Source organism: Streptomyces sp. NPDC032940, assembly GCF_040636935.1.
Lineage (GTDB): Bacteria > Actinomycetota > Actinomycetes > Streptomycetales > Streptomycetaceae > Streptomyces.
In genome coordinates, this window is record NZ_JBEZVJ010000008.1 from 87,601 (window position 1) to 114,289 (window position 26,689).

24 protein-coding genes are annotated in these 26,689 nt (G+C 71.5%); 2 read left to right on the forward strand and 22 right to left on the reverse strand.

Features of this window, described 5'->3' with window-relative positions:
• Positions 1 to 4 precede the first annotated feature (4 nt).
• From AB0E77_RS13515 to pyrR, 7 genes are all read right to left on the reverse strand, one after another.
• On the reverse strand, positions 5 to 1,111 hold the full coding sequence (locus AB0E77_RS13515) for a quinone-dependent dihydroorotate dehydrogenase (RefSeq protein WP_361569444.1): 1,107 nt from the start codon (positions 1,109 to 1,111) through the stop codon (positions 5 to 7).
• An 86-nt stretch (positions 1,112 to 1,197) separates the two neighbouring features.
• Positions 1,198 to 4,506, reverse strand: coding sequence for a carbamoyl-phosphate synthase large subunit (carB, locus tag AB0E77_RS13520; RefSeq protein WP_361569446.1), 3,309 nt, complete (start codon positions 4,504 to 4,506; stop codon positions 1,198 to 1,200).
• Positions 4,499 to 5,641, reverse strand: coding sequence for a glutamine-hydrolyzing carbamoyl-phosphate synthase small subunit (gene carA, locus AB0E77_RS13525; protein ID WP_361569448.1), 1,143 nt, complete (start codon positions 5,639 to 5,641; stop codon positions 4,499 to 4,501). Before carA ends, carB begins: the two co-directional genes overlap by 8 nt.
• Entirely contained in the window at positions 5,638 to 6,213 is a 576-nt protein-coding gene (locus AB0E77_RS13530; protein ID WP_361569450.1) for a hypothetical protein, read from the reverse strand. Before AB0E77_RS13530 ends, carA begins: the two co-directional genes overlap by 4 nt.
• On the reverse strand, positions 6,210 to 7,496 hold the full coding sequence (locus AB0E77_RS13535; RefSeq protein WP_361569452.1) for a dihydroorotase: 1,287 nt from the start codon (positions 7,494 to 7,496) through the stop codon (positions 6,210 to 6,212). The genes AB0E77_RS13530 and AB0E77_RS13535 overlap by 4 nt, the downstream gene beginning before the upstream one ends.
• Before the next feature lie 5 nt (positions 7,497 to 7,501).
• Positions 7,502 to 8,482 (reverse strand): aspartate carbamoyltransferase catalytic subunit, encoded by a 981-nt coding sequence (locus tag AB0E77_RS13540; protein ID WP_361569454.1) that lies wholly within the window; start codon positions 8,480 to 8,482, stop codon positions 7,502 to 7,504.
• A 116-nt stretch (positions 8,483 to 8,598) separates the two neighbouring features.
• A complete protein-coding gene (gene pyrR, locus AB0E77_RS13545; RefSeq protein ID WP_361569456.1) occupies positions 8,599 to 9,195 on the reverse strand; it encodes a bifunctional pyr operon transcriptional regulator/uracil phosphoribosyltransferase PyrR in 597 nt (198 codons plus the stop codon).
• 297 nt (positions 9,196 to 9,492) lie between these two features.
• Here pyrR and bldD point away from each other — a divergent pair, with 297 nt between their 5' ends.
• On the forward strand, positions 9,493 to 9,996 hold the full coding sequence (gene bldD / locus AB0E77_RS13550) for a transcriptional regulator BldD (protein WP_024887373.1): 504 nt from the start codon (positions 9,493 to 9,495) through the stop codon (positions 9,994 to 9,996).
• A gap of 186 nt (positions 9,997 to 10,182) precedes the next feature.
• On the opposite strand, the gene nusB is transcribed toward bldD, so the two are convergent.
• From nusB to AB0E77_RS13620, 14 genes are all read right to left on the reverse strand, one after another.
• Positions 10,183 to 10,617 carry a transcription antitermination factor NusB gene (gene nusB, locus AB0E77_RS13555; protein ID WP_189230641.1) on the reverse strand — a complete coding sequence of 145 codons (435 nt, stop codon included), beginning with the start codon at positions 10,615 to 10,617 and terminating at the stop codon, positions 10,183 to 10,185.
• Positions 10,618 to 10,619: 2 nt separating this feature from the next.
• Entirely contained in the window at positions 10,620 to 11,186 is a 567-nt protein-coding gene (gene efp, locus AB0E77_RS13560; RefSeq protein WP_361569458.1) for an elongation factor P, read from the reverse strand.
• A gap of 63 nt (positions 11,187 to 11,249) precedes the next feature.
• Positions 11,250 to 12,356, reverse strand: a complete 1,107-nt coding sequence (locus AB0E77_RS13565; RefSeq protein ID WP_361569460.1) for an aminopeptidase P family protein — start codon at positions 12,354 to 12,356, stop codon at positions 11,250 to 11,252.
• A 206-nt stretch (positions 12,357 to 12,562) separates the two neighbouring features.
• Entirely contained in the window at positions 12,563 to 13,408 is an 846-nt protein-coding gene (locus AB0E77_RS13570) for a Pro-rich N-terminal domain-containing protein (protein ID WP_361569462.1), read from the reverse strand.
• 193 nt (positions 13,409 to 13,601) lie between these two features.
• Complete coding sequence (gene aroB / locus AB0E77_RS13575) at positions 13,602 to 14,693, reverse strand: 3-dehydroquinate synthase (protein ID WP_189230637.1); 1,092 nt, start codon at positions 14,691 to 14,693, stop codon at positions 13,602 to 13,604.
• Positions 14,690 to 15,205 (reverse strand): shikimate kinase, encoded by a 516-nt coding sequence (locus tag AB0E77_RS13580; protein WP_361569464.1) that lies wholly within the window; start codon positions 15,203 to 15,205, stop codon positions 14,690 to 14,692. Before AB0E77_RS13580 ends, aroB begins: the two co-directional genes overlap by 4 nt.
• Positions 15,202 to 16,386: a chorismate synthase gene (gene aroC, locus AB0E77_RS13585; protein ID WP_361569465.1), complete on the reverse strand. Its 1,185-nt coding sequence runs from the start codon at positions 16,384 to 16,386 to the stop codon at positions 15,202 to 15,204. The genes AB0E77_RS13580 and aroC overlap by 4 nt, the downstream gene beginning before the upstream one ends.
• Positions 16,387 to 16,547: 161 nt before the next feature.
• Positions 16,548 to 16,886 (reverse strand): hypothetical protein, encoded by a 339-nt coding sequence (locus AB0E77_RS13590; RefSeq protein ID WP_361569467.1) that lies wholly within the window; start codon positions 16,884 to 16,886, stop codon positions 16,548 to 16,550.
• 48 nt (positions 16,887 to 16,934) lie between these two features.
• Entirely contained in the window at positions 16,935 to 17,762 is an 828-nt protein-coding gene (locus AB0E77_RS13595) for a shikimate dehydrogenase (RefSeq protein WP_361569469.1), read from the reverse strand.
• Positions 17,762 to 19,492, reverse strand: coding sequence for an endolytic transglycosylase MltG (gene mltG, locus AB0E77_RS13600; RefSeq protein ID WP_361569471.1), 1,731 nt, complete (start codon positions 19,490 to 19,492; stop codon positions 17,762 to 17,764). Before mltG ends, AB0E77_RS13595 begins: the two co-directional genes overlap by 1 nt.
• 128 nt (positions 19,493 to 19,620) lie before the next feature.
• Positions 19,621 to 20,085: a Holliday junction resolvase RuvX gene (ruvX, locus tag AB0E77_RS13605; RefSeq protein WP_361569473.1), complete on the reverse strand. Its 465-nt coding sequence runs from the start codon at positions 20,083 to 20,085 to the stop codon at positions 19,621 to 19,623.
• A gap of 8 nt (positions 20,086 to 20,093) precedes the next feature.
• Entirely contained in the window at positions 20,094 to 22,766 is a 2,673-nt protein-coding gene (alaS, locus tag AB0E77_RS13610) for an alanine--tRNA ligase (protein WP_361569475.1), read from the reverse strand.
• Positions 22,766 to 23,116, reverse strand: a complete 351-nt coding sequence (locus AB0E77_RS13615) for a hypothetical protein (protein WP_361569477.1) — start codon at positions 23,114 to 23,116, stop codon at positions 22,766 to 22,768. The genes alaS and AB0E77_RS13615 overlap by 1 nt, the downstream gene beginning before the upstream one ends.
• Positions 23,117 to 23,123: 7 nt before the next feature.
• Positions 23,124 to 23,567, reverse strand: a complete 444-nt coding sequence (locus tag AB0E77_RS13620; protein WP_361569479.1) for a DUF948 domain-containing protein — start codon at positions 23,565 to 23,567, stop codon at positions 23,124 to 23,126.
• A 170-nt stretch (positions 23,568 to 23,737) separates the two neighbouring features.
• On the opposite strand from AB0E77_RS13620, the gene AB0E77_RS13625 reads away from it, so the two are divergent.
• Positions 23,738 to 25,921 carry a regulator gene (locus AB0E77_RS13625; RefSeq protein ID WP_361569481.1) on the forward strand — a complete coding sequence of 728 codons (2,184 nt, stop codon included), beginning with the start codon at positions 23,738 to 23,740 and terminating at the stop codon, positions 25,919 to 25,921.
• A 32-nt stretch (positions 25,922 to 25,953) separates the two neighbouring features.
• On the opposite strand, the gene rpsD is transcribed toward AB0E77_RS13625, so the two are convergent.
• Positions 25,954 to 26,568: a 30S ribosomal protein S4 gene (gene rpsD, locus AB0E77_RS13630; RefSeq protein ID WP_030973190.1), complete on the reverse strand. Its 615-nt coding sequence runs from the start codon at positions 26,566 to 26,568 to the stop codon at positions 25,954 to 25,956.
• Positions 26,569 to 26,689: the final 121 nt, after the last annotated feature.

Below are 26,689 nucleotides of genomic sequence, written 5' to 3' on the forward strand. Positions count from 1 at the left end.
CCGGTCACTGGGACTTCCTCACGTCGGCGCCGACCGCGTCGGCGAGGGTGGCGTACGGGCTCTGCCGCAGTCGGGCGGCGAGCCCCTTGTGGATCGCGCGGCCCCAGAAGGGACCCTCGTAGATGAACGCGCTGTAGCCCTGGACCAGCGTGGCGCCGGCCAGGATGCGCTGCCAGGCGTCCTCGGCGGTCGTGACGCCGCCGACGCCGATCAGGGTGATCCGGTCGCCCACGCGCGCGTACAGGCGGCGCAGGACCTCCAGGGAGCGCTCCTTGAGGGGGGCGCCGGACAGGCCGCCGGTCTCCTTGACCAGGGCGGGCGTCGACCGCAGGCCGAGCCCTTCGCGCGCGATGGTGGTGTTCGTGGCGATGATGCCGTCGAGGCCGAGTTCGACGGCGAGGTCGGCGACCGCGTCGACGTCCTCGTCGGCGAGGTCCGGGGCGATCTTGACCAGCAGGGGCACGCGCCGTGCGGGCACCGCGCGGTCGGCGGCCTCGCGGACGGCGCTCAGCAGGGGACGCAGCGCCTCGGTGGCCTGGAGGTTGCGCAGGCCCGGCGTGTTCGGCGAGGAGACGTTGACCACCAGGTAGTCGGCGTACGGCGCCAGCCGCTCCGCCGACTTCACGTAGTCGGCGACGGCCTCCTCCTCGGGGACGACCTTGGTCTTGCCGATGTTGACGCCGACGACGGTCCGGAAGACGGGGTTGCGGGAGGCCAGACGGGCCGCCACGGCCCGCGAGCCGTCGTTGTTGAAGCCCATGCGGTTGATGAGCGCCCGGTCCGCCACGAGGCGGAACAGCCGCTTCCTGGGGTTGCCGGGCTGCGGCTCCCCCGTCACGGTGCCGATCTCGACGTGGTCGAAGCCGAGCATCGCCATGCCGTCGATGGCGACCGCGTTCTTGTCGAAGCCCGCGGCGAGCCCGAAGGGGCCGTGCATGCGCAGGCCCAGGGCCTCGGTGCGCAGCTCCTTGTACCGGGGCGCGAGCGCGGCGGCGACGAAGGTGCGCAGCACCGGGACGCGGGCGGCGAGCCGGATCCAGCGGAAGGCCAGGTGGTGCGCCTGCTCCGGGTCCATGCGGGCGAAGAAGAGCTTGAAGAAGATCTGGTACATGTGTCCTCGTCAGGGCTTCATGAGGGCTCGTGAGGCCGGGGCTCATGAAGAGGGGGACACCGTTTCCGGTGTCCCCCTCGGGGCTGCTAGTCGCGGGCCGCGGTCAGGAACTCGGCGTGTTCCTGGAGTGAGCGCACTCCCACGTCGCCGCGGTTGAGGGCGTCGATGCCCTGGACGGCCGCGGCGAGCGCCTGGACCGTCGTCAGGCACGGCACGGACCGCGCCACGGCCGCCGTACGGATGTCGTAGCCGTCGAGGCGGCCGCCGGTGCCGTACGGGGTGTTGACGATGAGGTCGACCTCGCCGTCGTGGATCAGCTGGACGATGGTCTTCTCGCCGTTCGGGCCGGTGCCCTCGGACTGCTTGCGGACCACCGTGGCGTTGATGCCGTTGCGCCTGAGGACCTCGGCGGTGCCGGAGGTGGCCATCAGCTCGAAGCCGTGGGCGACCAGCTCACGCGCCGGGAAGATCATCGAGCGCTTGTCGCGGTTGGCGACGGAGATGAAGGCCCGCCCCTTGGTGGGCAGCGGCCCGTACGCGCCCGCCTGCGACTTGGCGTACGCCGTGCCGAAGACGGAGTCGATGCCCATGACCTCGCCGGTGGAGCGCATCTCCGGGCCGAGGACCGTGTCGACGCCGCGGCCGTGGATGTCCCGGAAGCGGGACCACGGCATCACGGCCTCCTTGACGGAGATCGGCGCGTCCAGCGGCAGTTCGCCGCCGTCGCCCTTCGCGGGCAGCAGGCCCTCGGCGCGCAGCTCGGCGATGGTCGCGCCCAGCGAGATGCGGGCGGCGGCCTTGGCCAGCGGCACCGCGGTCGCCTTCGAGGTGAAGGGCACGGTGCGCGAGGCGCGCGGGTTGGCCTCCAGGACGTAGAGGATGTCCCCGGCCAGCGCGAACTGGATGTTGATCAGGCCGCGCACGCCGACGCCCTTGGCGATGCCCTCGGTGGAGGCGCGCAGCCGCTTGATGTCGAAGCCGCCGAGCGTGATCGGGGGCAGGGCGCACGCCGAGTCACCGGAGTGGATGCCGGCCTCCTCGATGTGCTCCATGACGCCGCCGAGGTAGAGCTCCTCGCCGTCGTACAGGGCGTCGACGTCGATCTCGATCGCGTCGTCCAGGAAGCGGTCGACCAGGACCGGCCGGGATGGGCTGATCTCGGTGGACTCGGCGATGTAGGACTCCAGCCGGGTCTCGTCGTAGACGATCTCCATGCCGCGTCCGCCGAGCACGTAGGACGGGCGGACGAGGACCGGGTAGCCGATCTCGTCGGCGATGGCCTTGGCGCCGGCGAAGGTGGTGGCAGTGCCGTGCTTGGGGGCGGGCAGGCCCGCCTCGGCGAGCACCCGGCCGAAGGCGCCTCGGTCCTCGGCGGCGTGGATGGCCTCCGGGGAGGTGCCGACGACCGGCACGCCGTTGTCCTTGAGCGCCTGGGACAGGCCCAGCGGGGTCTGGCCGCCGAGCTGGACGATGACGCCCGCGATCGGTCCGGCCTGCGCCTCCGCGTGCACGACCTCCAGGACGTCCTCCAGGGTGAGCGGCTCGAAGTAGAGCCGGTCGGAGGTGTCGTAGTCGGTGGAGACGGTCTCCGGGTTGCAGTTGACCATCACCGTCTCGTACCCGGCGTCGCTCAGCGCGAAGGAGGCGTGGACGCAGGAGTAGTCGAACTCGATGCCCTGGCCGATGCGGTTCGGGCCGGAGCCCAGGATGATCACCGCGGGCTTCTCGCGCGGTGCGACCTCGGTCTCCTCGTCGTAGGAGGAGTAGAAGTACGGCGTCTTCGCGGCGAACTCGGCGGCGCAGGTGTCGACCGTCTTGTAGACCGGGCGGATGCCGAGCGCGTGCCGGACCTCGCGGACGACGTCCTCGCGCAGGCCGCGGATCTCGCCGATCTGCTGGTCGGAGAAGCCGTGCCGCTTGGCCTCGCCGAGCAGGTCGGGGGTCAGCTCGGGCGCGGCGGCCAGCTCGTCGGCGATCTCCTTGATCAGGAAGAGCTGGTCGACGAACCAGGGGTCGATCTTCGTGTGCTCGAAGACCTCCTCGGGCGTGGCGCCGGCGCGGATGGCCTGCATGACGGCGTTGATCCGGCCGTCGGTGGGCCGGACGGCCTCCTCCAGCAGCGCCTTCTTGTCGCCGGGCTCGCCGACGAAGGTGAACTGGCTGCCCTTCTTCTCCAGGGAGCGCAGCGCCTTCTGGAAGGCCTCGGTGAAGTTGCGGCCGATGGCCATGGCCTCGCCGACCGACTTCATGGTGGTCGTGAGGGTGGAGTCGGCGCTCGGGAACTTCTCGAAGGCGAACCGCGGGGCCTTCACGACCACGTAGTCGAGCGTCGGCTCGAAGGAGGCCGGGGTCTCCTGCGTGATGTCGTTCGGGATCTCGTCCAGGGTGTAGCCCACGGCGAGCTTGGCGGCGATCTTGGCGATCGGGAAGCCGGTCGCCTTGGAGGCGAGCGCCGACGAGCGGGAGACGCGCGGGTTCATCTCGATGACGATGACACGGCCGTCCTCGGGGTTCACCGCGAACTGGATGTTGCAGCCGCCGGTGTCGACGCCGACCTCGCGGATGATGGCGATGCCGACGTCGCGCAGGATCTGGTACTCGCGGTCGGTGAGCGTCATCGCGGGCGCCACGGTGATCGAGTCACCGGTGTGCACGCCCATGGGGTCGAAGTTCTCGATGGAGCAGACGACCACGACGTTGTCGTTCTTGTCGCGCATGAGCTCCAGCTCGTACTCCTTCCAGCCGAGGATGGACTCCTCCAGGAGCACCTCGGTGGTCGGGGAGAGCGTGAGGCCCTGGCCGGCGATGCGGCGCAGCTCCTCCTCGTCGTGGGCGAAGCCGGAGCCGGCGCCGCCCATGGTGAAGGAGGGGCGGACGACGACGGGGTAGCCGCCGAGCGCCTCGACGCCCTTCATGACGTCGTCCATGGAGTGGCAGATGTAGGACCGGGCGGACTCACCGTGGCCGGTCTTCCTGCGGACCTCCTCGACGACCTCCTTGAACAGGTCGCGGTCCTCGCCCTTGTGGATGGCCTCGACGTTGGCGCCGATCAGCTCGACGCCGTACTTCTCCAGCACCCCCTGCTCGTGCATGGAGATCGCGGTGTTGAGGGCCGTCTGGCCGCCCAGGGTGGGCAGCAGCGCGTCGGGCTGCTCCTTGGCGATGATCTTCTCGACGAACTCGGGGGTGATCGGCTCGACGTAGGTGGCGTCGGCGATCTCCGGGTCGGTCATGATCGTCGCCGGGTTGGAGTTCACCAGGATGACGCGCAGACCCTCGGCCTTGAGCACGCGGCACGCCTGGGTGCCGGAGTAGTCGAACTCGGCGGCCTGGCCGATGACGATCGGGCCGGAGCCGATGACCAGGACGGACTGGATATCGGTGCGCTTAGGCACGCTGGCCCTCCATCAGGGAAACGAAGCGGTCGAACAGGTAGGCGGCGTCGTGCGGGCCCGCTGCCGCTTCGGGGTGGTACTGGACGCTGAAGGCCGGCTTGTCGAGGAGCTGGAGGCCCTCCACCACGTTGTCGTTGAGGCAGACGTGGGAAACCTCGGCGCGGCCGTAGGGGGTGTCGGAGACCGTGTCGAGCGGGGCGTCGACGGCGAATCCGTGGTTGTGCGCGGTGACCTCGACCTTGCCGGTCGTACGGTCCTGCACCGGCTGGTTGATGCCGCGGTGGCCGTACTTCAGCTTGAAGGTGCCGAAGCCGAGGGCGCGGCCCAGGATCTGGTTGCCGAAGCAGATGCCGAACAGCGGGGTGCCGCGCTCGAGGACGCCCTGCATGACCGAGACCGGGTGGTCGGCGGTGGACGGGTCGCCGGGGCCGTTGGAGAAGAACACGCCGTCCGGGTTGACGGCGTAGACGTCCTCGACGGTGGCCGTGGCGGGCAGGACGTGCACCTCGATGCCGCGCTCGGCCATGCGGTGCGGGGTCATGCCCTTGATGCCGAGGTCGACGGCGGCGACGGTGAACTTCTTCTCGCCGATCGCCGGGACGACGTACGCCTCGGTGGTGGCGACCTCGGCGGAGAGGTCGGCGCCGCTCATCTCGGGGGCCTGGCGGACCTCGGCGAGCATGGTGCCCTCGTCGGGCAGCGCGTTGCCGGAGAAGATCCCGACGCGCATGGCGCCGCGCTCGCGCAGGTGGCGGGTGAGGGCGCGGGTGTCGATGCCGGAGATGCCGACGACGCCCTGGGCGGCGAGTTCCTCGTCCAGCGTGCGCTGCGAGCGCCAGCTGGAGGGTACGCGGGCGGGGTCGCGGACGACGTATCCGGAGACCCAGATCTTCTTGGACTCCATGTCCTCGTCGTTGACGCCCGTGTTCCCGACGTGCGGGGCGGTCATCACGACGACCTGGCGGTGGTACGACGGGTCGGTGAGGGTCTCCTGGTAGCCCGTCATGCCGGTGGAGAACACGGCTTCGCCGAAGGTGGCCCCCACGGCCCCGTAGGCGCGGCCGCGGAAGATCCGGCCGTCCTCCAGGACGAGTACGGCGGGAGTCCTGTGAACTCCCCTGGTGGAGGTCGTCATCGTGCGCCTTCCGTTTCCGTCTTGTCGATCATGTTGTTCAGGGTTTCGACCCACTCGTTGTGCTCGGCCGCGTGGTCGGAGCGGAAGCCGGAGTCGATCAGTTTGTCTCCGTGTGCCCAGGTGACGATCAGCAGACCGCCCTCCGTGAGCACCTTGCCGGCGATGCCCTTGTCCAGCCGGGCCTCGCGCAGTGCGGCGGCGGGGACGAAGAAGTCGGCCGCGCCGGGGCGTACGACGTCCAGTCCCGCGTCCGTCAGCGTGAGCTCGGCCCTGCTCCGGGTGCCCAGGCCGTGCGCCACGATGCGGTCGAGCCACTGACCGGCGGTGGTGGAGCCGTGGTAGCGGCCGCTCATCGTCAGTCTCGCCGGACCGGGCTCGTCCGGCACGGTGGGCAGCTCGGGGAGGTCACTCTGGAGAGTGCTGCGCCACTTCCAGCCCTCGCGCATCAGCCAGTAGACGAGGGCCACGAACAGCCCGAGGCCGACGACCCAGCCGATGCGGGCGGCCCAGTCGGTCACTTCCGCCGATTCCTTCTCGGCGGCCAGCAGGATTACCGGTGCTACAGATGTCACGTGAGCTTCCCGTCGACGAGCGTGGCCTTGCCCCGCAGCCACGTGTGCGTCACACGGCCCGGCAGCTCACGTCCCTCGTAGGGGGTGTTGCGGCTGCGCGAGGCGAAGCCCGCGGGGTCCACCTGGCCACGGTATGCCGTGTCGACGAGGGTGAGGTTGGCGGGCTCACCAGCCGAGACGGGACGGCCGTGTCCGGTGGCCTGTCCGATCTGCGCGGGCTTGAAGGACATCCGGTCGGCGACGCCGGCCCAGTCGAGCAGGCCCGTGTCCACCATGGTCTCCTGGACCACCGACAGCGCGGTCTCCAGGCCCACCATGCCCATGGCGGCGGCGGCCCACTCGCAGTCCTTGTCCTCGTGCGGGTGCGGGGCGTGGTCGGTGGCGACGATGTCGATCGTGCCGTCGGCGAGCGCCTCGCGCAGGGCGTGCACGTCGCGCTCGGTGCGCAGCGGCGGGTTGACCTTGTAGACGGGGTTGTAGGAGCGGACCAGCTCGTCGGTGAGGAGCAGGTGGTGCGGGGTGACCTCGGCGGTGACGTCGATGCCGCGGGACTTGGCCCAGCGGACGATCTCGACGCTGCCGGCGGTCGACAGGTGGCAGATGTGGACGCGGGAGCCGACGTGCTCGGCGAGCAGCACGTCCCGCGCGATGATCGACTCCTCGGCGACGGCGGGCCAGCCGCCGAGACCCAGCTCGGCGGAGACGACGCCCTCGTTCATCTGGGCGCCCTCGGTGAGCCGGGGCTCCTGGGCGTGCTGGGCGACGACGCCGTCGAAGGCCTTCACGTACTCCAGGGCGCGGCGCATGATCACGGCGTCGTGGACGCACTTGCCGTCGTCGGAGAAGACGGTGACGCCGGCCGCGGACTCGTGCATGGCGCCCAGCTCGGCGAGCTTGGCGCCCTCCAGGCCGACGGTGACGGCGCCGATGGGCTGCACGTCGCAGTAGCCGGACTCCTGGCCGAGCCGCCAGACCTGCTCGACGACACCGGCGGTGTCGGCGACCGGGAAGGTGTTGGCCATGGCGAAGACGTTGGTGTAGCCGCCGCTCGCCGCGGCCCGGGTGCCGGTGAGGACGGTCTCGGAGTCCTCGCGGCCGGGCTCGCGCAGGTGGGTGTGAAGGTCGACGAGGCCGGGCAGCAGCACCTTGCCGTCGGCCTCGACGACCTCGGCGCCCTCGGCGGACAGTCCGGTGCCCACCTCGGCGACGGTGCCGCCGTCGATCAGCACGTCCTGCGGCTCGCCGCCGAGGACCTTCGCACCGCGGATCAGGGTCTTGCTCATGGTTCTTACTTCTCCTCGGTGGTGCGGGCGTGGGTGACGGCGGGCTCGGCGCCGCCGAGCAGGAGGTAGAGGACGGCCATCCGGACGGAGACGCCGTTGGTGACCTGCTCGACCACGGTGCAGCGGTCGGAGTCGGCGACCTCGGCGGTGATCTCCATGCCGCGGACCATCGGGCCGGGGTGCATCACGATGGCGTGCTCGGGCATCTTCGCCATGCGGTCGCCGTCGAGGCCGTAGCGGCGGGAGTACTCGCGCTCGGTCGGGAAGAACGCGGCGTTCATGCGCTCGCGCTGGACGCGCAGCATCATCACCGCGTCGGACTTCGGCAGGGTGGAGTCGAGGTCGTAGGAGATCTCGCAGGGCCAGGTCTCGACGCCGACCGGCAGCAGGGTGGGCGGGGCGACGAGGGTGACCTGGGCGCCGAGGGTGTGCAGCAGGTCGACGTTGGAGCGGGCGACGCGGCTGTGCAGGACGTCGCCGACCAGGGTGATGTGGCGGCCGTCCAGGTCCTTGCCGAGGCCGGTGTCGCGGCCGACCAGGCGGCGGCGCATGGTGAAGGCGTCCAGCAGGGCCTGGGTGGGGTGCTGGTGGGTGCCGTCGCCGGCGTTGATGACGTGGGCGTCGATCCAGCCGGAGGTGGCCAGGCGGTACGGGGCGCCGGAGGCGCCGTGCCGGATGACGACGGCGTCGACGCCCATGGCCTCCAGGGTCTGCGCGGTGTCCTTGAGGGACTCGCCCTTGGAGACGCTGGAGCCCTTGGCGGTGAAGTTGATGACGTCCGCGGACAGGCGCTTCTCGGCGGCCTCGAAGGAGATCCGGGTCCGGGTGGAGTCCTCGAAGAAGAGGTTGACGACGGTCCGGCCGCGCAGGGTGGGGAGTTTCTTGATCGGCCGGTCCGCGACCCGGGCCATCTCCTCGGCGGTGTCGAGGATCAGGACGGCGTCGTCGCGGGTGAGGTCGGCGGCCGAGATGAGATGACGCTGCATCTGTCAGGCTCCGTAAGGCGATTCATGCGGAAGAGCGGGATAATTCGGGCGCCCGGGTGCGTGCGGGGGCACACCGGGCACGCGTACCGCACCGGTCGGGGCGTACGCGCGGGGTGCTAGGGGTGGGCGCCCGGGGTGTCCGGCTTGGCGCCGAGCAGCACGGTGTCGCGACCGTCCTCCTCGGCGAGCTGGACCTTGACCGTCTCCCGCAGCGACGTGGGGAGGTTCTTGCCGACGTAGTCGGCGCGGATGGGCAGCTCGCGGTGGCCGCGGTCGACGAGGACCGCCAGCTGCACCGCGCGCGGGCGGCCGATGTCGTTCAGGGCGTCGAGGGCGGCGCGGATGGTGCGGCCGGAGAAGAGGACGTCGTCGACGAGGACCACCAGGCGGCCGTCGATGCCGTCACCGGGGATCTCGGTGCGGGCCAGCGCGCGCGGCGGGTGCATGCGCAGGTCGTCGCGGTACATGGTGATGTCGAGCGAGCCGACCGGCATCTTGCGCTCGGTGATCTGCTCCAGCTTGTCGGCGAGCCGCCGGGCGAGGAAGACGCCCCGGGTCGGGATGCCGAGGAGCACCACGTCGTCGGCGCCCTTGGCGCGTTCGACGATCTCGTGGGCGATACGGGTCAGCACCCGCGCGATGTCCGGCCCCTCGAGCACGGGCCGCGCGTCGGACGGTGCGTCCTGCTGCCTGCTGTCCTGCTGCTTGTCCATACGAAACGGACCTCCTTCTCCGCCTCACGGGACGGACCTTAAAGGACGTCGGATTTGCGCCACCTACGCTACCAGGCTCACGACACCGCATCGATCGCACCCCCGACACTCCCCTGTCACTCCCGTGCCGCGTCCGCGTCACCCGTTCGCAGCAACGGGGCGCGACTACCACGGAAGCGTCGGTGCGGACCATTCGGCTTGACGCAGAAGAGTAACGCTGCGTAACCTCACAGTGAGTTACCAGCCGCGCGGCAGACAACACAGCCGGCCGCGTCGACACCTTGTCCGGGGAGCCATATGTCCAGCGAATACGCCAAACAGCTCGGGGCCAAGCTCCGGGCCATCCGCACCCAGCAGGGCCTTTCCCTCCACGGTGTCGAGGAGAAGTCCCAGGGCCGCTGGAAGGCGGTCGTGGTCGGGTCGTACGAGCGCGGTGACCGTGCCGTGACCGTGCAGCGCCTCGCCGAGCTGGCGGACTTCTACGGCGTTCCCGTGCAGGAGCTGCTGCCCGGCACCACCCCCGGTGGCGCCGCCGAGCCGCCGCCGAAGCTGGTCCTGGACCTGGAGCGGCTGGCCACGGTGCCGGCCGAGAAGGCGGGCCCGCTGCAGCGGTACGCGGCCACGATCCAGTCCCAGCGCGGCGACTACAACGGCAAGGTGCTCTCGATCCGCCAGGACGACCTGCGCACACTCGCCGTCATCTACGACCAGTCCCCCTCGGTCCTGACCGAGCAGCTGATCAGCTGGGGTGTCCTGGACGCGGACGCGCGCCGCGCGGTGGCGTCCCACGAGGACGTCTGAGCCCCGGGAGGGGTCCGGACACATAGCAGAAACGTGCCGCCGGGGTGGCCGGGAAGCCTGATGCTCCCGGCCACCCCGGCGGCGTCTGCGGGCGTCGAGGCTCGCGGGGCGCACGGAGAACGCCGGAGGGCCTGCCGTGACCGATGTCGGTCGCGGCAGGCCCTCCGGCGTCTGTGTCTGTCTCCGTCAGGCCTCGTCACGGCGCAGCGAAGGCTTCAGTTCCTTCAGCCGGCCGAGCAGGCCGTTGACGAACGCCGGCGACTCGTCCGTGGAGAACTCCTTCGCCAGCTGCACCATCTCGTCGAGGACGACGGCGTCCGGGGTCGCGTCGACCCAGATCAGCTCGTACGCGCCGAGGCGCAGGATGTTTCGGTCGACGACCGGCATCCGGTCCAGCGTCCAGCCGACCGAATACTGGGCGATGAGCTCGTCGATGCGCTTCGCACGCTCGGCGTAGCCCTCCACGAGCTCCATCGTGTACTCGCTCACCGGCGGCTGCCGGGTGTCGGACCGGGAGTGCCGGACCCAGTCGGCGAGGACCGTCAGGACGTCGGCGCCGCGCTGATCGCCCTCGAAGAGGATCTGGAAGGCGCGCTTGCGGGCCGTGTTGCGGGCAGCCACGGTTAGCTGTTCACCCGGCCGAGGTAGTCGCTCGTACGGGTGTCGACCTTGATCTTCTCACCGGTGGTGATGAAGAGCGGGACCTGGATCTGGTGGCCGGTCTCCAGGGTGGCGGGCTTGGTGCCGCCGGTGGAGCGGTCGCCCTGGACGCCCGGCTCGGTCTCCTGGACGGTCAGCTCGACGGCGGCGGGCAGCTCGACGAAGAGCACCTCGCCCTCGTGCTGGGCGACGGTGGCGGTGAAGCCCTCGACCAGGAAGTTGGCGGCGTCGGAGACCGTCTTGCGGTCGACCATCAGCTGGTCGTACGTCTCCATGTCCATGAAGACGAAGTAGTCGCCGTCCATGTACGAGAACTGCATGTCGCGCTTGTCGACAGTGGCCGTCTCGACCTTGACGCCGGCGTTGAAGGTCTTGTCGACGACCTTGCCGGAGAGCACGTTCTTGAGCTTGGTGCGCACGAAGGCGGGGCCCTTGCCGGGCTTGACGTGCTGGAACTCGACGACGGACCAGAGCTGGCCGCCTTCGAGCTTGAGCACCAGGCCGTTCTTGAGGTCGTTCGTGGAAGCCACGGTTGCGGAATCTCCTGGACTGGACTGACGTGGACGACCCCGGGGCGTGCGCACAGCGCGAGGCTAGAGCGCGAGCAGCTCCTTGGTCGTGATGGTGAGTAGCTCGGGTCCGCCGTCCGCCTCGGGGCGCACGACGAGCGTGTCATCGATCCGGACACCGCCCCGGCCCGGGAGGTGGACCCCCGGTTCGACGGTGACCGGCACACAAGCGTCCAGTTTACCCATGGCCGCGGGGGCCAACTGCGGGTCCTCGTCGATTTCGAGTCCCACCCCGTGCCCGGTGAGGGCCGGAAGGTTCTCCGCGTACCCGGCGGAGTCCAGTGCCTGACGGGCCGCGCGGTCCACATCGCGGCAGGCGGCGCCGGGTGCGAGGGCCTCGCGGCCGGCCCGCTGCGCCGAGAAGACGAGGTCGTACAGCTCGATCTGCCAGTCCGCCGGCGAGGTGCCGATGACGAACGTCCGGCCGATCTCGCAGCGGTAGCCGCGGTACGTCGCGCCCAGGCACACGGAGAGGAAGTCGCCCTCCTCCACGCGCCGGTCGGTGGGCCGGTGGCCTCGGCGTCCGGAGTTCGGGCCGGTGCCGACGGAGGTCGGGAAGGCGGGGCCGTCGGCGCCGTGGTCGACCAGGCGGCGTTCCAGTTCCAGGGCGAGGTGCCGCTCGGTACGGCCGACGAGGATGGACTCCAGCAGCTCTCCGAGGGCCTGGTCGGCGATCTCGGCGCCGATCCGCAGGCAGGAGATCTCCTCCTCGTCCTTGACGACCCGGAGCTGCTCCACGGCTTGCCCCAGGTCGGTCAGGCGCAGTCCGGGGGCGACCGCGCGCATGGCCCGCTGACGGGCGACGGTGAGGTGGTGGTCCTCGGTGGCGAGGGACTCGGCGCCCTGTGACGCGGCGAGGCCGGCGGCGGCGACGGCCGCGTCACCGCCGGGGCCGGGCAGGGCGCGCAGCGGCAGCGTCTCGTCGGGCCGGCCCTCGGTGGGCCGTTCGTCGGGCGGGCCTGAGCACACCAGGAGATCCTCGGTCTTGCCGAGCAGCAGCACGGCGCCGGGCGGGGCGCCGCCCGCGAGATAGCGCACGTTGGCGGGCCGGGAGACGAGCGCCGCCGCGCTGCCGCCCGCGTTGCAGCGTTCTCGTAGGCGCGTCCGGCGGGCCGCGTACACCTCTGACATGAGCCGAGCGTATGGCTCCGCCGGTGGGGGCGCCGCTCGGGAGAGGCCGAGTGGGGAGGTGCGGGGCGCTGGGTGCGGGGTGCGCGGTCCGGGGCGGGGGGATCGTCGTACGGCGTCTGCGGGCCGGTGGGGCTTCACGCGCCCCGCGGCGGAGCCGCATGTCGATACAGCCCCGCGCCCCTTCGGGGCGCTTCCCTCAGCCCTGGTTACCAGGTCGGGGGGCTCGCTATGGAGCGGGACAGGACCTCGTTCAGCACCTGTGCGGTTTCCGGGACGTCGAGTTGGGAGTTGTCGATGATCGGGAGGCCCGAGCCGTACCAGCCGGCCATGCGGCCGTGGATGCGGGCGACCTCCTCGTCGGAGAGGCGACGGTTGCCGCTGCGCTCGGCGTTGCGCTCCAGGACGATGTCCAGTCCGGGCAGGAGGACGACCGGGAGCAGGCCGGGCCCGACGTGCCGCTTCCAGCCGCCGAGGCCGACGACGGGGCGGTCCGGGAAGACGGCGTCGTCGAGGATGCAGGAGATGCCGTTGGCGAGGAAGTTGCGCGCGGAGAAGCCGCAGGTGCGGCGGGCGAGGCGGTACTGGGCCTCGGAGTTCTCGTTCCAGCCGGACTGGGGGTCGGCGAAGCCGGAGCGGACCCATTCGCGCACGTCGTCGAGGCTGATGTGGGCGGTGGGGACCCTGCGGTGGTCGGCCCAGTACTTGGCGACGCTGGTCTTGCCCGCGCCCGCGGGGCCGATGAGCAGCACCGCGAGGCAGGTGGTCGCCGGATCGGGTCCGGCGGCCGCGGCGGGCGGCACGCTGGGCGCGGCGACGGGGCCGCCGGGCGGCAGCGGGACGTGTCCGGTGGTGTCCGGCACGGGTGCCGGGGGCGGGGCCTGCTGCGGCGGCCCGGGGTGCGGGGCCCGCATGGGGTGGCCCGGCGCCACGGGCGGGGGCACGGGGGCGGAGCCCTGGTGCGGGCCCGGGTGGTGTGCGGCCGGGGACCAGCCGACGGCCGGTCCGTGCCCCGGCTGGGGGGGCGGCAGCGGAGAACCCACTGCGTGCTGCATCCGGTGCCACTCCGTCTCGTACAGGCGATGGGCGCTGACAGCGGGAGGGGTACCCGCTCTCCCACAGCCTAGAGGGCGTGGGAGGGGCCTCACCCGAACGGTACCTTCCCCGGCCGTCCTTTGGTGAACGGCCGGGGTCGGTCCGAAGTGCCCGCCCCGCGAGGCGAATCGGACGGAAGGTGCGACCGGGGACTTACTCGCCCACCTCGCCGTAGGCGGCGAGGAGGACGGCCGGGTCGGGTCCCTCCAGGACGGTGGGCTTGGCCAGGCCGTCCAGGACGATGAAGCGCAGCAGGTCACCGCGGGACTTCTTGTCGACCTTCATGTTCTCCACCAGCTTGGGCCACTGGTCGTAGCGGTAGTGGAGGGGCAGGCCGACCGCCTCGAGGATGCTGCGGTGACGGTCGGCGGTGGCGTCGTCCAGCCGGCCCGCGAGGCGGCCCAGTTCGGCGGCGAAGTGCATGCCGACGGAGACGGCGGCGCCGTGGCGCCACTTGTAGCGCTCGTTCTTCTCGATGGCGTGGCCCAGGGTGTGACCGTAGTTCAGGATCTCCCGCAGGCCCGCCTCCTTCAGGTCGGAGGAGACGACCTCGGCCTTGACCTTGATGGAGCGCACGATCAGCTCGGCGGTGTGCGGCCCGGCCGGGGTGCGCGCGGCCTGCGGGTCGGACTCGATCAGGTCGAGGATCGCCGGGTCGGCGATGAAGCCGGCCTTGATGACCTCGGCGAGGCCCGACACGTAGTCGTTGACCGGGAGGGAGTCGAGGGCCGCGAGGTCGCACAGGACGCCGGCCGGCGGGTGGAAGGCGCCGACGAGGTTCTTGCCCTCGGCGGTGTTGATGCCGGTCTTGCCGCCGACGGCCGCGTCCACCATGGCCAGCACGGTGGTCGGGACGGCGATCCAGCGCACGCCGCGCAGCCAGGTCGCGGCCACGAAGCCGGCGAGGTCGGTGCTGGCGCCGCCGCCGACGCCGACGATGACGTCGGTGCGGGTGAAGCCGGACTGGCCGAGCGCCTTCCAGCAGTAGGCGGCGACCTCGGCGGTCTTGGCCTCCTCTGCGTTGGGCACCTGGATGGCGATCGCGTCGTAGCCCTGCTCGGCGAGGTCGGCGCGCAGCGCGTCGCCGGTCTCGGCGAGGGCCTCGGGGTGGATCACGGCGACCCGCTTGGCCTTCGGGCCGATCAGGCCGGCGAGTTCGCCCAGGAGCTGACGGCCCACCAGGACCTCGTAGGGGTCGGATCCCGCGGTGCCGCCGACCTGGATCCGGGTGACTGCCTCGCTCATGCTTCCTTCAACTCCAGTGCGTCCAGCGCCGCTTGCGTGACTTCTTCGGGCGTGCGTCCGTCGGTGGCGACGACGACCGTGGCGACCTCCTCGTAGAGGTGGCGGCGGGCCTCCATCAGCTCGCGCCACTGCTTGCGCGGGTTGACCGCCAGCAGCGGGCGTGCGGCGTTCAGGCCGGTGCGCTTGACCGCCTCCTCGACGTCCATCGACAGATAGACGACGCGCTGCCCGGCGAGCAGGCCGCGGGTGCCGGCGTCGAGGACCGCGCCGCCGCCGAGGGCGAGGACGCCGTCGTGCTCGGCGAGGGCCGTCCGCACGGCCTGCTTCTCCAGGGCACGGAAGGCCGGCTCGCCCTCGTCCACGAAGATCTCCGCGATGGTGCGCCCCTCGGCGGAGACGATGTCGTCGTCGGTGTCCCGGTACGCGGTGCCGAGGCGCTCGGCGAGCAGCTGCCCGACGGTGGACTTGCCCACGCCCATCGGTCCGACCAGCACGATCAGTGGGGTGCTCATCGGATGGCCAGGTTCTCGAGGTACGAGGTGACGTTGCGGCGGGTCTCGGTGACGCTGTCGCCGCCGAACTTCTCCGCCACGGCGTCGGCGAGGACCAGGGCGACCATCGCCTCGGCGACGATGCCGGCGGCCGGGACCGCGGAGACGTCGGAGCGCTGGTGGTGGGCCTGCGTGGCCTCGCCGGTCGTCACGTCCACGGTCTTCAGGGCGCGCGGCACGGTCGCGATGGGCTTCATCGCGGCGCGGACCCGCAGCAGCTCACCGGTGGACAGGCCGCCCTCGGTGCCGCCGGCGCGGCCGGAGACGCGGCGGATGCCCTCGGGCGTGCCCACGATCTCGTCGTGCGCCTTGGAGCCGGGCACCCGGGCCAGCTCGAATCCGTCGCCGATCTCGACACCCTTGATCGCCTGGATGCCCATCAGCGCACCGGCGAGGCGGGCGTCCAGCTTGCGGTCCCAGTGCACGTGCGAGCCCAGGCCGACCGGGACGCCGTACGCGAGCACCTCGACGACGCCGCCGAGCGTGTCGCCGTCCTTGTGGGCCTGGTCGACCTCCGCGACCATCGCCTTGGAGGTGTCCGCGTCCAGGCAGCGCAGCGGGTCGGCGTCCAGCTTCTCGACGTCCGCCGGGGTGGGGTACGTGCCCTGCGGCGCCTTCACGGAGCACAGCTCGACGACGTGGCTGACGATCTCGATGCCTGCCGTCTCCTTGAGGTACGACCGCGCCACGGCGCCCAGGGCCACGCGGGCGGCCGTCTCGCGCGCGGAGGCGCGTTCCAGGACCGGGCGGGCCTCGTCGAAGCCGTACTTCTGCATGCCCGCGAGGTCGGCGTGGCCGGGGCGGGGGCGGGTCAGCGGGGCGTTGCGGGCCAGTCCCGCCAGCACCTCCGGGTCGACCGGGTCGGCCGCCATGACCTGCTCCCACTTGGGCCACTCGGTGTTGCCCACCATGACCGCGACCGGGGAGCCCATGGTGAGGCCGTGGCGGACGCCGCCGAGGAAGGTGACCTCGTCACGCTCGAACTTCATCCGCGCGCCGCGCCCGTAGCCGAGCCGCCGCCTCGCCAGATGGTCCGCCACCATGTCCGTGGTGATCGGCACGCCGGCGGGCAGCCCCTCCAGCGTCGCGACGAGTGCGGGACCGTGGGACTCCCCCGCGGTCAGCCAGCGCAACCTGCTCAACGGTGCTCCTCAGTGCTCGCGCCCCGGTATGCCCTGCGTACGCGTCTTCTGTGCGTACGGCGACGACGTGTCCGGGTGCGCGGGCCCCGGTCCGCCATGTCCGATCCTCCCACGTCCGGCCGCCCGGCCCGTCCGCCGGTCCATCTGCCGGACGGACGGTCTCAGGCGGCGCCGCCGCCCGGAGGCGGCCCGGGCGCGTAGGAACCGAGGAAATCGGCGCCGCTCTGCTGCGGCCGGGGCGGGGCCTGGGCCGGTGCGTAGGGCCCCAGATAGTCGGCGCCGCGGCCCTGCCGGCCGTACTGCGTCACGGCCGCGGCCGGCGCACCGCCGCGTGCCGCGCGGCGGGCTGCGATGCGGCGCACCAGCTTGACCACCCAGGACGCGACCAGGGCCAGCAGGGCCAGGGCGATCACGGTGATCTGCACCCAGTCGGGCAGGAAACCGAGCACGGCCTCGAATATCTCGCTCTTGACGGACGCCAGAGGCACGCCTGTGGACATGGATCGCTTTCCCCTCCCGGTCCCGCCCCCTGCGGAACCGGACGGATCCTAGCGTTCCGCGAGGGCGCGCTCGCCTGCTTTTCGCATGGCGGCCAGCGGGGCCGGGGCGCGGCCCGTCATCTGCTCGACCTGGAGCACCGCCTGGTGCAGCAGCAGGTCGAGGCCGCTGACGACGGCGCCGCCGTACGCCGACCAGCGGGCCGCGAGCGCGGTCGGCCAGGGGTCGTACAGCACGTCGAAGAGGGTCCCGGGCATCTCCGGCACCGCGGAGGCCAGGGCGTCGGTGGTGCCGGCGGGCGTGGTGGCGACGACCAGCGGGGCGTGCAGCGCCTGCTCGGCGTCCGCCCAGTCGGCGATGCGGACGTCGACGTCCAGCCGCTCGGCCCAGCCCCGCATCTCGGCGGCGCGCGCCTCGCTGCGTACGTACACGGTGATCTCGCCCGTGCAGACCCGGGCCAGCGCGGCCAGCGCGGAGGACGCGGTGGCGCCGGCGCCGAGGACCGCGGCGGTGTCGGTCTTCTCGACGCCGTGCTCGCGCAGGGCGGCGACCATGCCGGGGATGTCGGTGTTGTCGCCGGTCGCGCGGCCGTCCTCGGTGAAGACGACGGTGTTCACCGCGTCGACCGAGGCGGCCGTCTCGCTGATCCCGTCGAGCAGCGGGATCACCGCCCGCTTGAGCGGCATGGTCAGCGACAGTCCCGCCCACTCGGGGCCCAGCCTCTCGAAGAAGCCCGGCAGCGCCTCCTCGTCGACGTCGAAACGGTCGTACGTCCAGCCCTGCAGGCCCAGCTCGGCGTAGGCGGTGCGGTGCAGCACCGGGGAGAGGGAGTGGGCGATCGGGGAGCCGAGCACGGCCGCCCTTCGGGGTGCGGGCATCAGTTCTTCCTCGAAGCGTTCCACTCGTCGACCAGTGCCTGGTGTTCCTTGTTGGTCTTGGTGAACTTGCTGGTCTTCCCGTCCATCGAGATGAAGTAGTACCAGCCCTCGGAGGTGGGAGCGAGCGCCCCCTGGATCGCTTCCTCACCCGGGTTGCCGATGGGACCGGGCGGCAGCCCCTTGTAGTAATAGGTGTTGTAGGGGTTGTCGTAGTTGCGCAGCTCGCTGAGCGACAGGTCGAGCGTGCTCTGGTTCTTGACGTAGTTGTACGTGGAGTCGAACTCCAGCATTCCGTTGGTCTGCTCGTTGCCCGGCTTGAGACGGTTGTAGATGACCTCGGCCATCCTGCGGAAGTCGTCGTGGCTCGTGCCCTCCGCCTGAGCCAGGCTCGCGACGGTCAGCAACTGCCACGGTCCCTCGAGGCCGAGCCCCTTGGCCTTCTGCTCGAGACCGAGCTCCTGGTACTTCTCGTTCGACCGCGCCACCATCTGCTTGAGCACGTCCTCGGGCTTCTGGCCCTTGGCAGCCGAGTAGCTGGAGGGGTAGAGGAACCCTTCCAGCGGGTCCTTGACGTCCTTGTGGTTCATCGCCCAGGCGGGCAGGCCGAGGCTCTTCCACTCGCTCTTGGCGACGCCGGCCGTGGTGCCTTCCTTCAGCCCGAGCTGCGTGTCGATCTTCTTGTAGATCTCCACGTTGCGCAGGCCCTCCGCGATGATCAGATTGCTGCGGCTCTTGGGGTCGAGCAGCATCTGGACCGCGCTCGCCGCCGACATCTCCTTCTGCAGCGTGTACACGCCGTCCTGGATGCTCTTGCCGTCGGGATTGCTCTGCTGGGCGCTGATGAAGGCGTCGACGCTCTTCACCACGCCCTGGCGTTTGAGCTCCTGGCCGATCGTCGCGCCGCCCGCGCCCTTGGGGATGGTGACGGTGACCTTCTCGCCGTTGCCGTCGCCCGCGTAGTCCGGGGCCGCGCCGAAACGATCCTGGTAGAACTGGAAGCCGAAGTAGCCGACGCCCGCCACGCCGCCGCCGAGCACCAGGCAGACCACGAGGCAGGCGACGCCGCTGCGGCCTTTCCTGGACTTGCCGCCCCGGCCCCGGCGACCGCCGCCGCCGTCGTCGCCGTCGGATCCGCCGTCGTCCCCGCCCGCGAAGAAGGCGTGCTCGCCCTCGTCGGGGCCGGGGTCCCAGTCGGTGTCCCGCGGTTCGGGTTCGGCGCGCCTTCGGGCGGGTGGCTCCGGCGGCGGGTAGGCCTCCGGGGTGCCGTAGAAGTCGGGTTGCTCCGCGCCGTACGCGGCGCTCTGCTGGCCGTAGGGGTCCGCCGGGTCGCCGGGGTACTGCGCGTGGGGGTGCGCGCCTGTCCCCCAGCCGCCGTCGTCGTAGCCATGACCCTGGCCCTGGCCCTGCTGCGGCTGTGCCTGGGCCGCGTACCCCTCCTGGTCGTACTGCCGGCCGTACTGCTGCTGCCCGTACTGGTCGTACTGCGGCTGGGGGATCGGCTGACCGTACTGGTCGTACTGCTGCTGCCCGTACGCGCCCTGGCCGCCGTCGCCCCAGTCGCCGTACTGGGCCTGCTGCTGTTGCGGCTGCTGCGGATAGTGCTGCGGCTGGCCGCCGTAGGGGGACTGCTGACCCGCCTGGGTCTGCTGTCCGCCCCATCCGCCGTCCCCGTACAACGGGTCCTCCGGATGCCACGGTTCGGAGCCTGGGCCCCGGCCATACTCAGTCATCGATCCCCTAGAGCCGCGAGGCGGCGGTCCGCGCGGCCTGACGTGGGGGGCCGGCTTCCGTTCCGCCTCTTGCTGTGCGGGGGCTGTTCGAATGCCGCCGCATCGCGCGGAACGTTACCGTATCGCGATCAGATGACCACTTCGACGCCCTCGCCGGGTGCATTGCCTGACACCCGTTCGGATTCCAGTGCCTGCTGGAGGATGATCACAGCGGCTGCCTGGTCGATGACCGACCGGCCCTTCTTGGACTTCACGCCCGAGGCGCGCAGCCCCTGGCTCGCCGTCACCGTGGTCATCCGCTCGTCGACCAGCCGTACGGGGACGGGTGCGATGCCCTTTGCCAGCTCCTGGGCGAAGCCCCTGACCTTGGCCGCGGCCGGGCCCTCGCCCCCCTTGAGGGAGCGAGGGAGGCCGACGACGACCTCGACGGGCTCGTACTCCTCGACCAGCTGCCGCAGGCGGCGGTGGGCCGCCGGGACGTCCCGCCCGGGGACCGTCTCCACCGGCGTGGCGAGGATCCCGTCGGGGTCGCACGACGCGACCCCGATACGGGCGTCACCGACGTCGATCGCGAGTCGTCGGCCTCTGCGCATCGCCGGACCTACTTCGCCGTGTCGGCGACGAGGCGCTCGACGGCGTCCACGGCGTCGCCGATGGCGGCCGGGTTCTGGCCGCCGCCCTGGGCGACGTCCGGCTTGCCGCCACCGCCGCCGCCGAGGGTCTTGGCGGCGGTGCGCACCAGGTCACCGGCCTTGAGACCGCGCTCGCGGGCGGCCTCGTTGGTGGCGATCACGGTGAGCGGCTTGCCGCCCGCCGTGGTGAACAGGGCCACGACCGCGGCCCGGCCGCCCTGGATGCGGCCGCGCACGTCGAGGACCAGCTTGCGCAGGTCGTCGGCCGTGGTGCCGTCGGGGACCTGACCGGTCACCAGGGCGACGCCGCGCACGTCCTTGGCGGAGTCGGCGAGCGAGCCGGCGGCCTGGAGGACCTTCTCGGCGCGGAACTTCTCGATCTCCTTCTCGGCGTCCTTGAGCTTGCCGAGCATGGCGGAGACCTTCTCCGGGAGCTCCTCCGGGCGGCCCTTGATCAGCTCCTGGAGCTGGGCGACGACCGTGTGCTCGCGGGCGAGGAAGTTGTAGGCGTCCACGCCGACCAGGGCCTCGATGCGGCGCACGCCCGAGCCGATGGAGGACTCGCCGAGCAGCTTGACGAGGCCGAGCTGGGCGGTGTTGTGCACGTGGGTGCCGCCGCACAGCTCCTTGGAGAAGTCGCCGATCGTGACGACGCGGACGCGCTCGCCGTACTTCTCGCCGAACTCGGCGATGGCGCCCTGCTTCTTGGCCTCGTCGATGCCCATCACGTCGGCGCGGACGTCGAGGTCACGGGCGAGCACCTCGTTGATCTTCTGTTCGACGTCGGTCATCACGGCCGTCGGCACGGCGGACGGCGAGCCGAAGTCGAAGCGGAAGCGGCCGGGCTGGTTCTCGGAACCGGCCTGGGCGGCGGTCGGGCCGAGGGCGTCGCGCAGGGCCTGGTGGGTGAGGTGGGTGGCCGAGTGGGCGCGGGCGATGGCCTTGCGGCGCCGGTCGTCGATGGAGGCGTGGGCCTTGGCGCCGACGGTGATCTCGCCGACCTGGACGACGCCCTTGTGGACGTAGACGCCCGGGACCGGCTTCTGGCAGTCGCGGACCTCGATGACGGCGCCGGAGTCGGCCTTGATCCGGCCGGTGTCGCCGATCTGGCCGCCGCCCTCGGCGTAGAAGGGGGTGCGGTCGAGGACGATCTCGACCTCGTCGCCCTCGGTGGCGGCCGGCGAGGAGACGCCGTCGACGAGGATGCCGACGATCGTGGACTCGCCCTCGGTGTCGGTGTAGCCGATGAAGTCGGTGGCACCGGCACGGTCGGCGATCTCGCGGTAGGCGCCGAGGTCGGCGTGGCCGGTCTTCTTGGCCTGGGCGTCGGCCTTGGCGCGCTCCCGCTGCTCCTTCATCAGGCGGCGGAAGCCCTCCTCGTCCACGGACAGCCCCTGCTCGGCGGCCATCTCCAGGGTGAGGTCGATCGGGAAGCCCCAGGTGTCGTGGAGCAGGAATGCCTTGTCGCCGGCGAGGACGGTGCCGCCGGCGGCCTTGGTGTCGCTGACGGCGGTGTCGAGGATGTTGGTGCCGGCCTTGAGGGTCTTGAGGAAGGCGTTCTCCTCCGCGAGGGCGACCTTCTCGATCCGCTCGCGGTCGGTGATCAGCTCGGGGTACTGCTGCCCCATCATGCCGATCACGACGTCGATCAGGTCCTTGACGACCGGACCGGTGGCGCCGAGCAGGCGCATGTTGCGGATGGCGCGGCGCATGATGCGGCGCAGCACGTAGCCGCGGCCCTCGTTGCCGGGGGTGACGCCGTCGCCGATGAGCATCACGGCGGTGCGGATGTGGTCGGTGACCACGCGCAGGGAGACGTCCGACTCGTGGGCGTCGCCGTAGGCCACGCCGGTGAGCTCGGTGGCCTTGTTGATGACGGCCATGGACGTGTCGATCTCGTACATGTTCTGCACGCCCTGCAGAATCATGGCGAGGCGCTCCAGGCCGAGCCCGGTGTCGATGTTCTTGCTCGGCAGGTCCCCGAGGATCTCGAAGTCCTCCTTGCCGGTGCCCTCGCCCCGCTCGTACTGCATGAAGACGAGGTTCCAGATCTCCACGTACCGCTCGTCGTTGACGGCGGGGCCGCCCTCGACGCCGAACTCGGGGCCGCGGTCGTAGTTGATCTCGGAGCAGGGGCCGCAGGGGCCGGGCACGCCCATGGACCAGAAGTTGTCCTTCTTGCCCAGGCGCTGGATGCGCTCGGCGGGGACGCCGACGACCTCGCGCCAGAGCTGCTCGGCCTCGTCGTCGTCCTGGTAGACGGTGATCCACAGGCGCTCGGGGTCGAGGCCGTAACCGCCCTTGTCCTGGGGGCTGGTGAGCAGCTCCCAGGCGAGCTTGATCGCGCCTTCCTTGAAGTAGTCGCCGAAGGAGAAGTTGCCGCACATCTGGAAGAACGTGCCGTGCCGGGTGGTCTTGCCGACCTCTTCGATGTCCGGCGTGCGCACGCACTTCTGGACGCTGGTGGCGCGGTCGTACGGCGGCTTGACCTCGCCGAGGAAGTACGGCTTGAAGGGCACCATGCCGGCGTTGACCAGCAGCAGAGTCGGGTCGTCCGCGATGAGCGACGCCGAAGGGACGACGGTGTGCCCGCGCTCCTCGAAGAAGCTCAACCAGCGGCGGCGGATCTCGGCCGACTCCATCAGTGGTCCTCATTCCGGTTGTACGAGTACGTCGTCCTGTCGACGTACCTCGGGTCGTTGCTGTTCTCGATGGCGGTGTACCGCCGGGGCGCGGGCAGTTCACGGTCGACGGGGGCGTTCAGCCCGAGCGCGTCGTCCAGTTCGGCCTCGCGCTGGGCCATGTTGTCGCGGACGTCGAGGGCGAAGCCCACCGCGCGGTCCTTGATCCGGGTGCCCGCGTCGATCGCCTTGTTCGCCGCCGTCGCGGCGAGGCTCTCGGGGGTCAGCTGCCTGAGCTTTCGGTTGACCTTGGTGGTGGCCCAGACACCGGCGGCGACACCGGTGCCGAACCAGAACGTACGGCGGAACATCGCTGGATCAGTCCTTCTTCCGCTTCGTCCGCCGCGCGGCCGGGATCGTGCGGCCGACGATCACGGTGCGCCGCGGCTCCTTGGCCGGGCCCGCGGGCGCGCCCTCCTTGCGACCACCGAGTGCCCTGCGCACGCCGTAACCGAACGCGGCGACCTTGACCAGCGGGCCGCCGAAGGTGGAGGCCACGGTGGTCGAAAGCGCCGAGGCGTTCGACGTGACCTCCTGGACGTCGGAGGCGATCGCGTCGACCCGGTCGATCTGGGTCTGCGCGGAGCGCACGGCCGAGGAGGCGTCGGCCAGCAGCGGGACGGCCTGGTCCGTCACGTCCGCCACGAGCTTGGTGGTCGCCCTGAGCGTCTGGGCCAGCCTCGCCAGTGCGACGGCGAGGAAGGAGACCAGGATCGCCCAGAAGACGGCCACCAGGATCCCGGCCACCTCACCACCGGACACTGTGCACCCGCTCCCTGAAAACGTGCCTGAACATCGAGAACATCGAGAAAGTCGTGCACCGAGCCTATCGCGCCGGGCGCGGGGCTCCGTACCGGATCGGCACCGGCGGGCGGGGAAGTCGGGCGAAGCGATTGTACGGAGTGATTACGGACCAGTACGCTCCGTGTTCCATGCGAGATCAACGGGGCGACGGCAGCCCGCCGCACGGCAACCTCCCGCTGGAGCCCGACGTCTTCGTGGGGCGGGCGGCGGAACTCGCCGGGCTGGTCCGGGCACTGGACGCCGCCCGCCTGGTGACCGTGACAGGGGCGGGCGGGGTCGGCAAGTCCCGGCTGGCGGCGCGGGCGGCGGCGCGGTGCGCGCCCCGGGACGGGGCCTGGCGGGTGGATCTGGCGCCGCTGCGCGATGCGGAGTTCGTCGACTACGCGGTCGTCGAGGCGCTCGGCCTGACCGACCACACGACGCGCCTGCCCCGCGAGACGCTGCTCGCGCACCTCGCCGAGCGGGAGCTGCTGCTGGTCCTGGACGGGGTGGAGCACCTGGTGGACGCCTGCGGCGCGCTGGTGAGCGCCCTGCTGGGCCGGGTACCGGGGCTGCGGGTGCTGGCGGTGGGGCGCAGGCCGCTGGGGGTGGCCGGGGAGCGGCTGACTCCGCTGGCGCCGCTGAGCCTGGAGGAGGCGGTGGAGCTGCTGTCGGTCCGGGCGGCGCAGCGTGGGCTCGGCTGCCCGGACGCCGCGGACACCGAGGCGGACGGGACACTGCGGGAGATCTGCCGGCGCCTGGACGGCGTCCCGCTGGCGATCGAACTGGCCGCCGGGCGGCTGGACGCGCTGTCGCCGGGGCAGTTGCTGCGGCGGCTGGACGACCGGTTCCGGCTGCTGACCGGCGGGGACCGCACCGCCCCGCACCGGCACCGGACCCTGCGCACCGCGATCGGCTGGAGCCATGAGCTGTGCACGCCCGGCGAACGGCTGCTGTGGGCGCGGCTGTCGGTGTTCGCAGGCTCCTTCGACCTGGAGGCCGCCGAGTACGTGTGCAGCGGCGACGGGCTGCCCGCCGACGAGGTGCTCGACGTGGTCTGCGCGCTGCTGGCGCAGTCGGTGCTGGCCCGCGAGGAGACGCCGGCCGGGGTCCGGTACCGGATGCTCGGCACGGTGCGGGCGTACGGCGCCGACTGGCTGGAGGCGACGGGTGACGCGGCGCGGCTGCGGCGTCGTCACCGGGACTGGTACGTGGGGCTGGCGACCTGGTGCGAGCTGGAGTGGTTCTCGCCGCGCCAGCGTGAGGTGGCCGCCCGCGTGGAGGCGGAGCTGCCGAATCTGCGCGGCGCCCTGGAGCACTGCCTGGCCGAGCCGGACGAGGCGCATCTGGGCCAGTACCTGGCGGGTGCGCTGTGGTTCCACTGGGTCGGCTGCGGAAGGCTGTCGGAGGGGCGGCACTGGCTGGAGCAGGCGGTGCGGCTGGACACGGCGGGGCCGTCGGACGAGCAGTCGCGGCTGAAGGCGCTGTGGGTGCTCGGCTACGTGGCGATCCTCCAGGGCGACACCGTGCCCGCGCTGGCGGCGCTCCGCGAGTGCCGGGAGGAGGCCGAGCGGTCCGGGAACCAGACGGCGGTGGCGTACGCGGAGCACCGCACCGGCTGTCTGGCGCTGGTCACGGACGACATGCCGCGCGCGGAGACGCTGCTGCGGTCGGCGCTGCGCCGCTACCGGCGGATCGGCGAGCTCAACACCAATGTGCTGATGGGCCAGGTGGAGCTGGCGATGACCCGGGCGTTCCAGGGCGATCTGCCGGAGGCGGTGAGGTTGTGCGAGGACGTGCGCCAGGTGTGCGAGGACCACGGTGAGCGCTGGGCCCGGGGGTACGCCCTGTACGTGCTGGCGTACGCGGCGTGGAGCGAGGGCGACGCGGTGCGCGCCCGAGAGCTGCTGACCGACTGCCTGGCCGGCGCCCACCGCTTCCGGGACCAGCTGGGGTCGGTGCTGGCGGTGGAGCTGCTGGCCCTGGTGACGGTGGCGGAGGGCGATGCGGCGGAGGCCGCGGTGCTCCAGGGGGTGGCGGGGCGCATGTGGCCGTCGGTGGGGCTGCCGCTGTTCGGCTCGGCGTACTACAACGCGCCGCACGAGCTGTGCGAGGCGACGGCCCGGGAGCAGCTGGGCGACGAGCGGTACGAGGAGCATGTGCGGCACGGGGCACTGCTCGGCCGCACGGAGGCGGTCACCCGTGCGCTGCGCCGGCCGGGGGCTGCGGCACTGCCGGCGCCGCGCGGGCCGGGCCGGCCGGCGACGGCGGGTGCGCACAGCGCGAAGCCCGCCGCCTCGCCCACCCGGAGGGGCGGGGAGACGGCGGGCTGAGGTACCGCGGGTGGTACTGACGTCCGGCTGGATCAGCGGGCGTAGTACTCGACGACGAGCTGCTCGTCGCAGATCACCGGGATCTCCTTGCGGTTCGGCTCGCGGTCCAGGCGGAACGCCAGGGCCTTGAGGTTCACCTGGAGGTAGCGCGGGGTCTCGCCCTCGGGGGCGAAGCCACCCTCACGGGCGATCGTGAAGAGGGTCTTCTCCTTGGAGCGCTCGCGCACCTGCACGACGTCGTCCGGACGGACACGGAAGGACGGCTTGTCGACCTTCTGGCCGTTGACCTGGATGTGGCCGTGGACGACCATCTGGCGGGCCTGGTAGATCGTGCGGGCGATGCCCGAACGCAGGACCAGCGCGTCGAGACGGCGCTCGAGCTCGATGACCAGGGCCTCGCCGGTCTTCATGTTGGTCTTGGAGGCACGCTCGTAGGCGCGGACGAGCTGGCGCTCGCTGAGGTCGTACTGCGCGCGCAGACGCTGCTTCTCGAGCAGACGGACCTTGTAGTCCGAGTTCTGCTTGCGGCCGCGGCCGTGCTCACCCGGCGGGTAGGGGCGGGCCTCGAAGTACTTGACGGCCTTCGGCGTCAGCGCGATGCCGAGGGCACGCGACTTCTTGACCTTGGGGCGGGACTGGTTCGCCACTGTCTGTGTCTCTTTTCTGAGTTTCCGGCTCGTCAGGGTTGAGGGAGGTCGCATCCGCAGCCGGGGAATCCCGCCGGGTCCGCTCGGGACCTGCCGGGCAGCCGCTCCCCTGGTCTGGGCA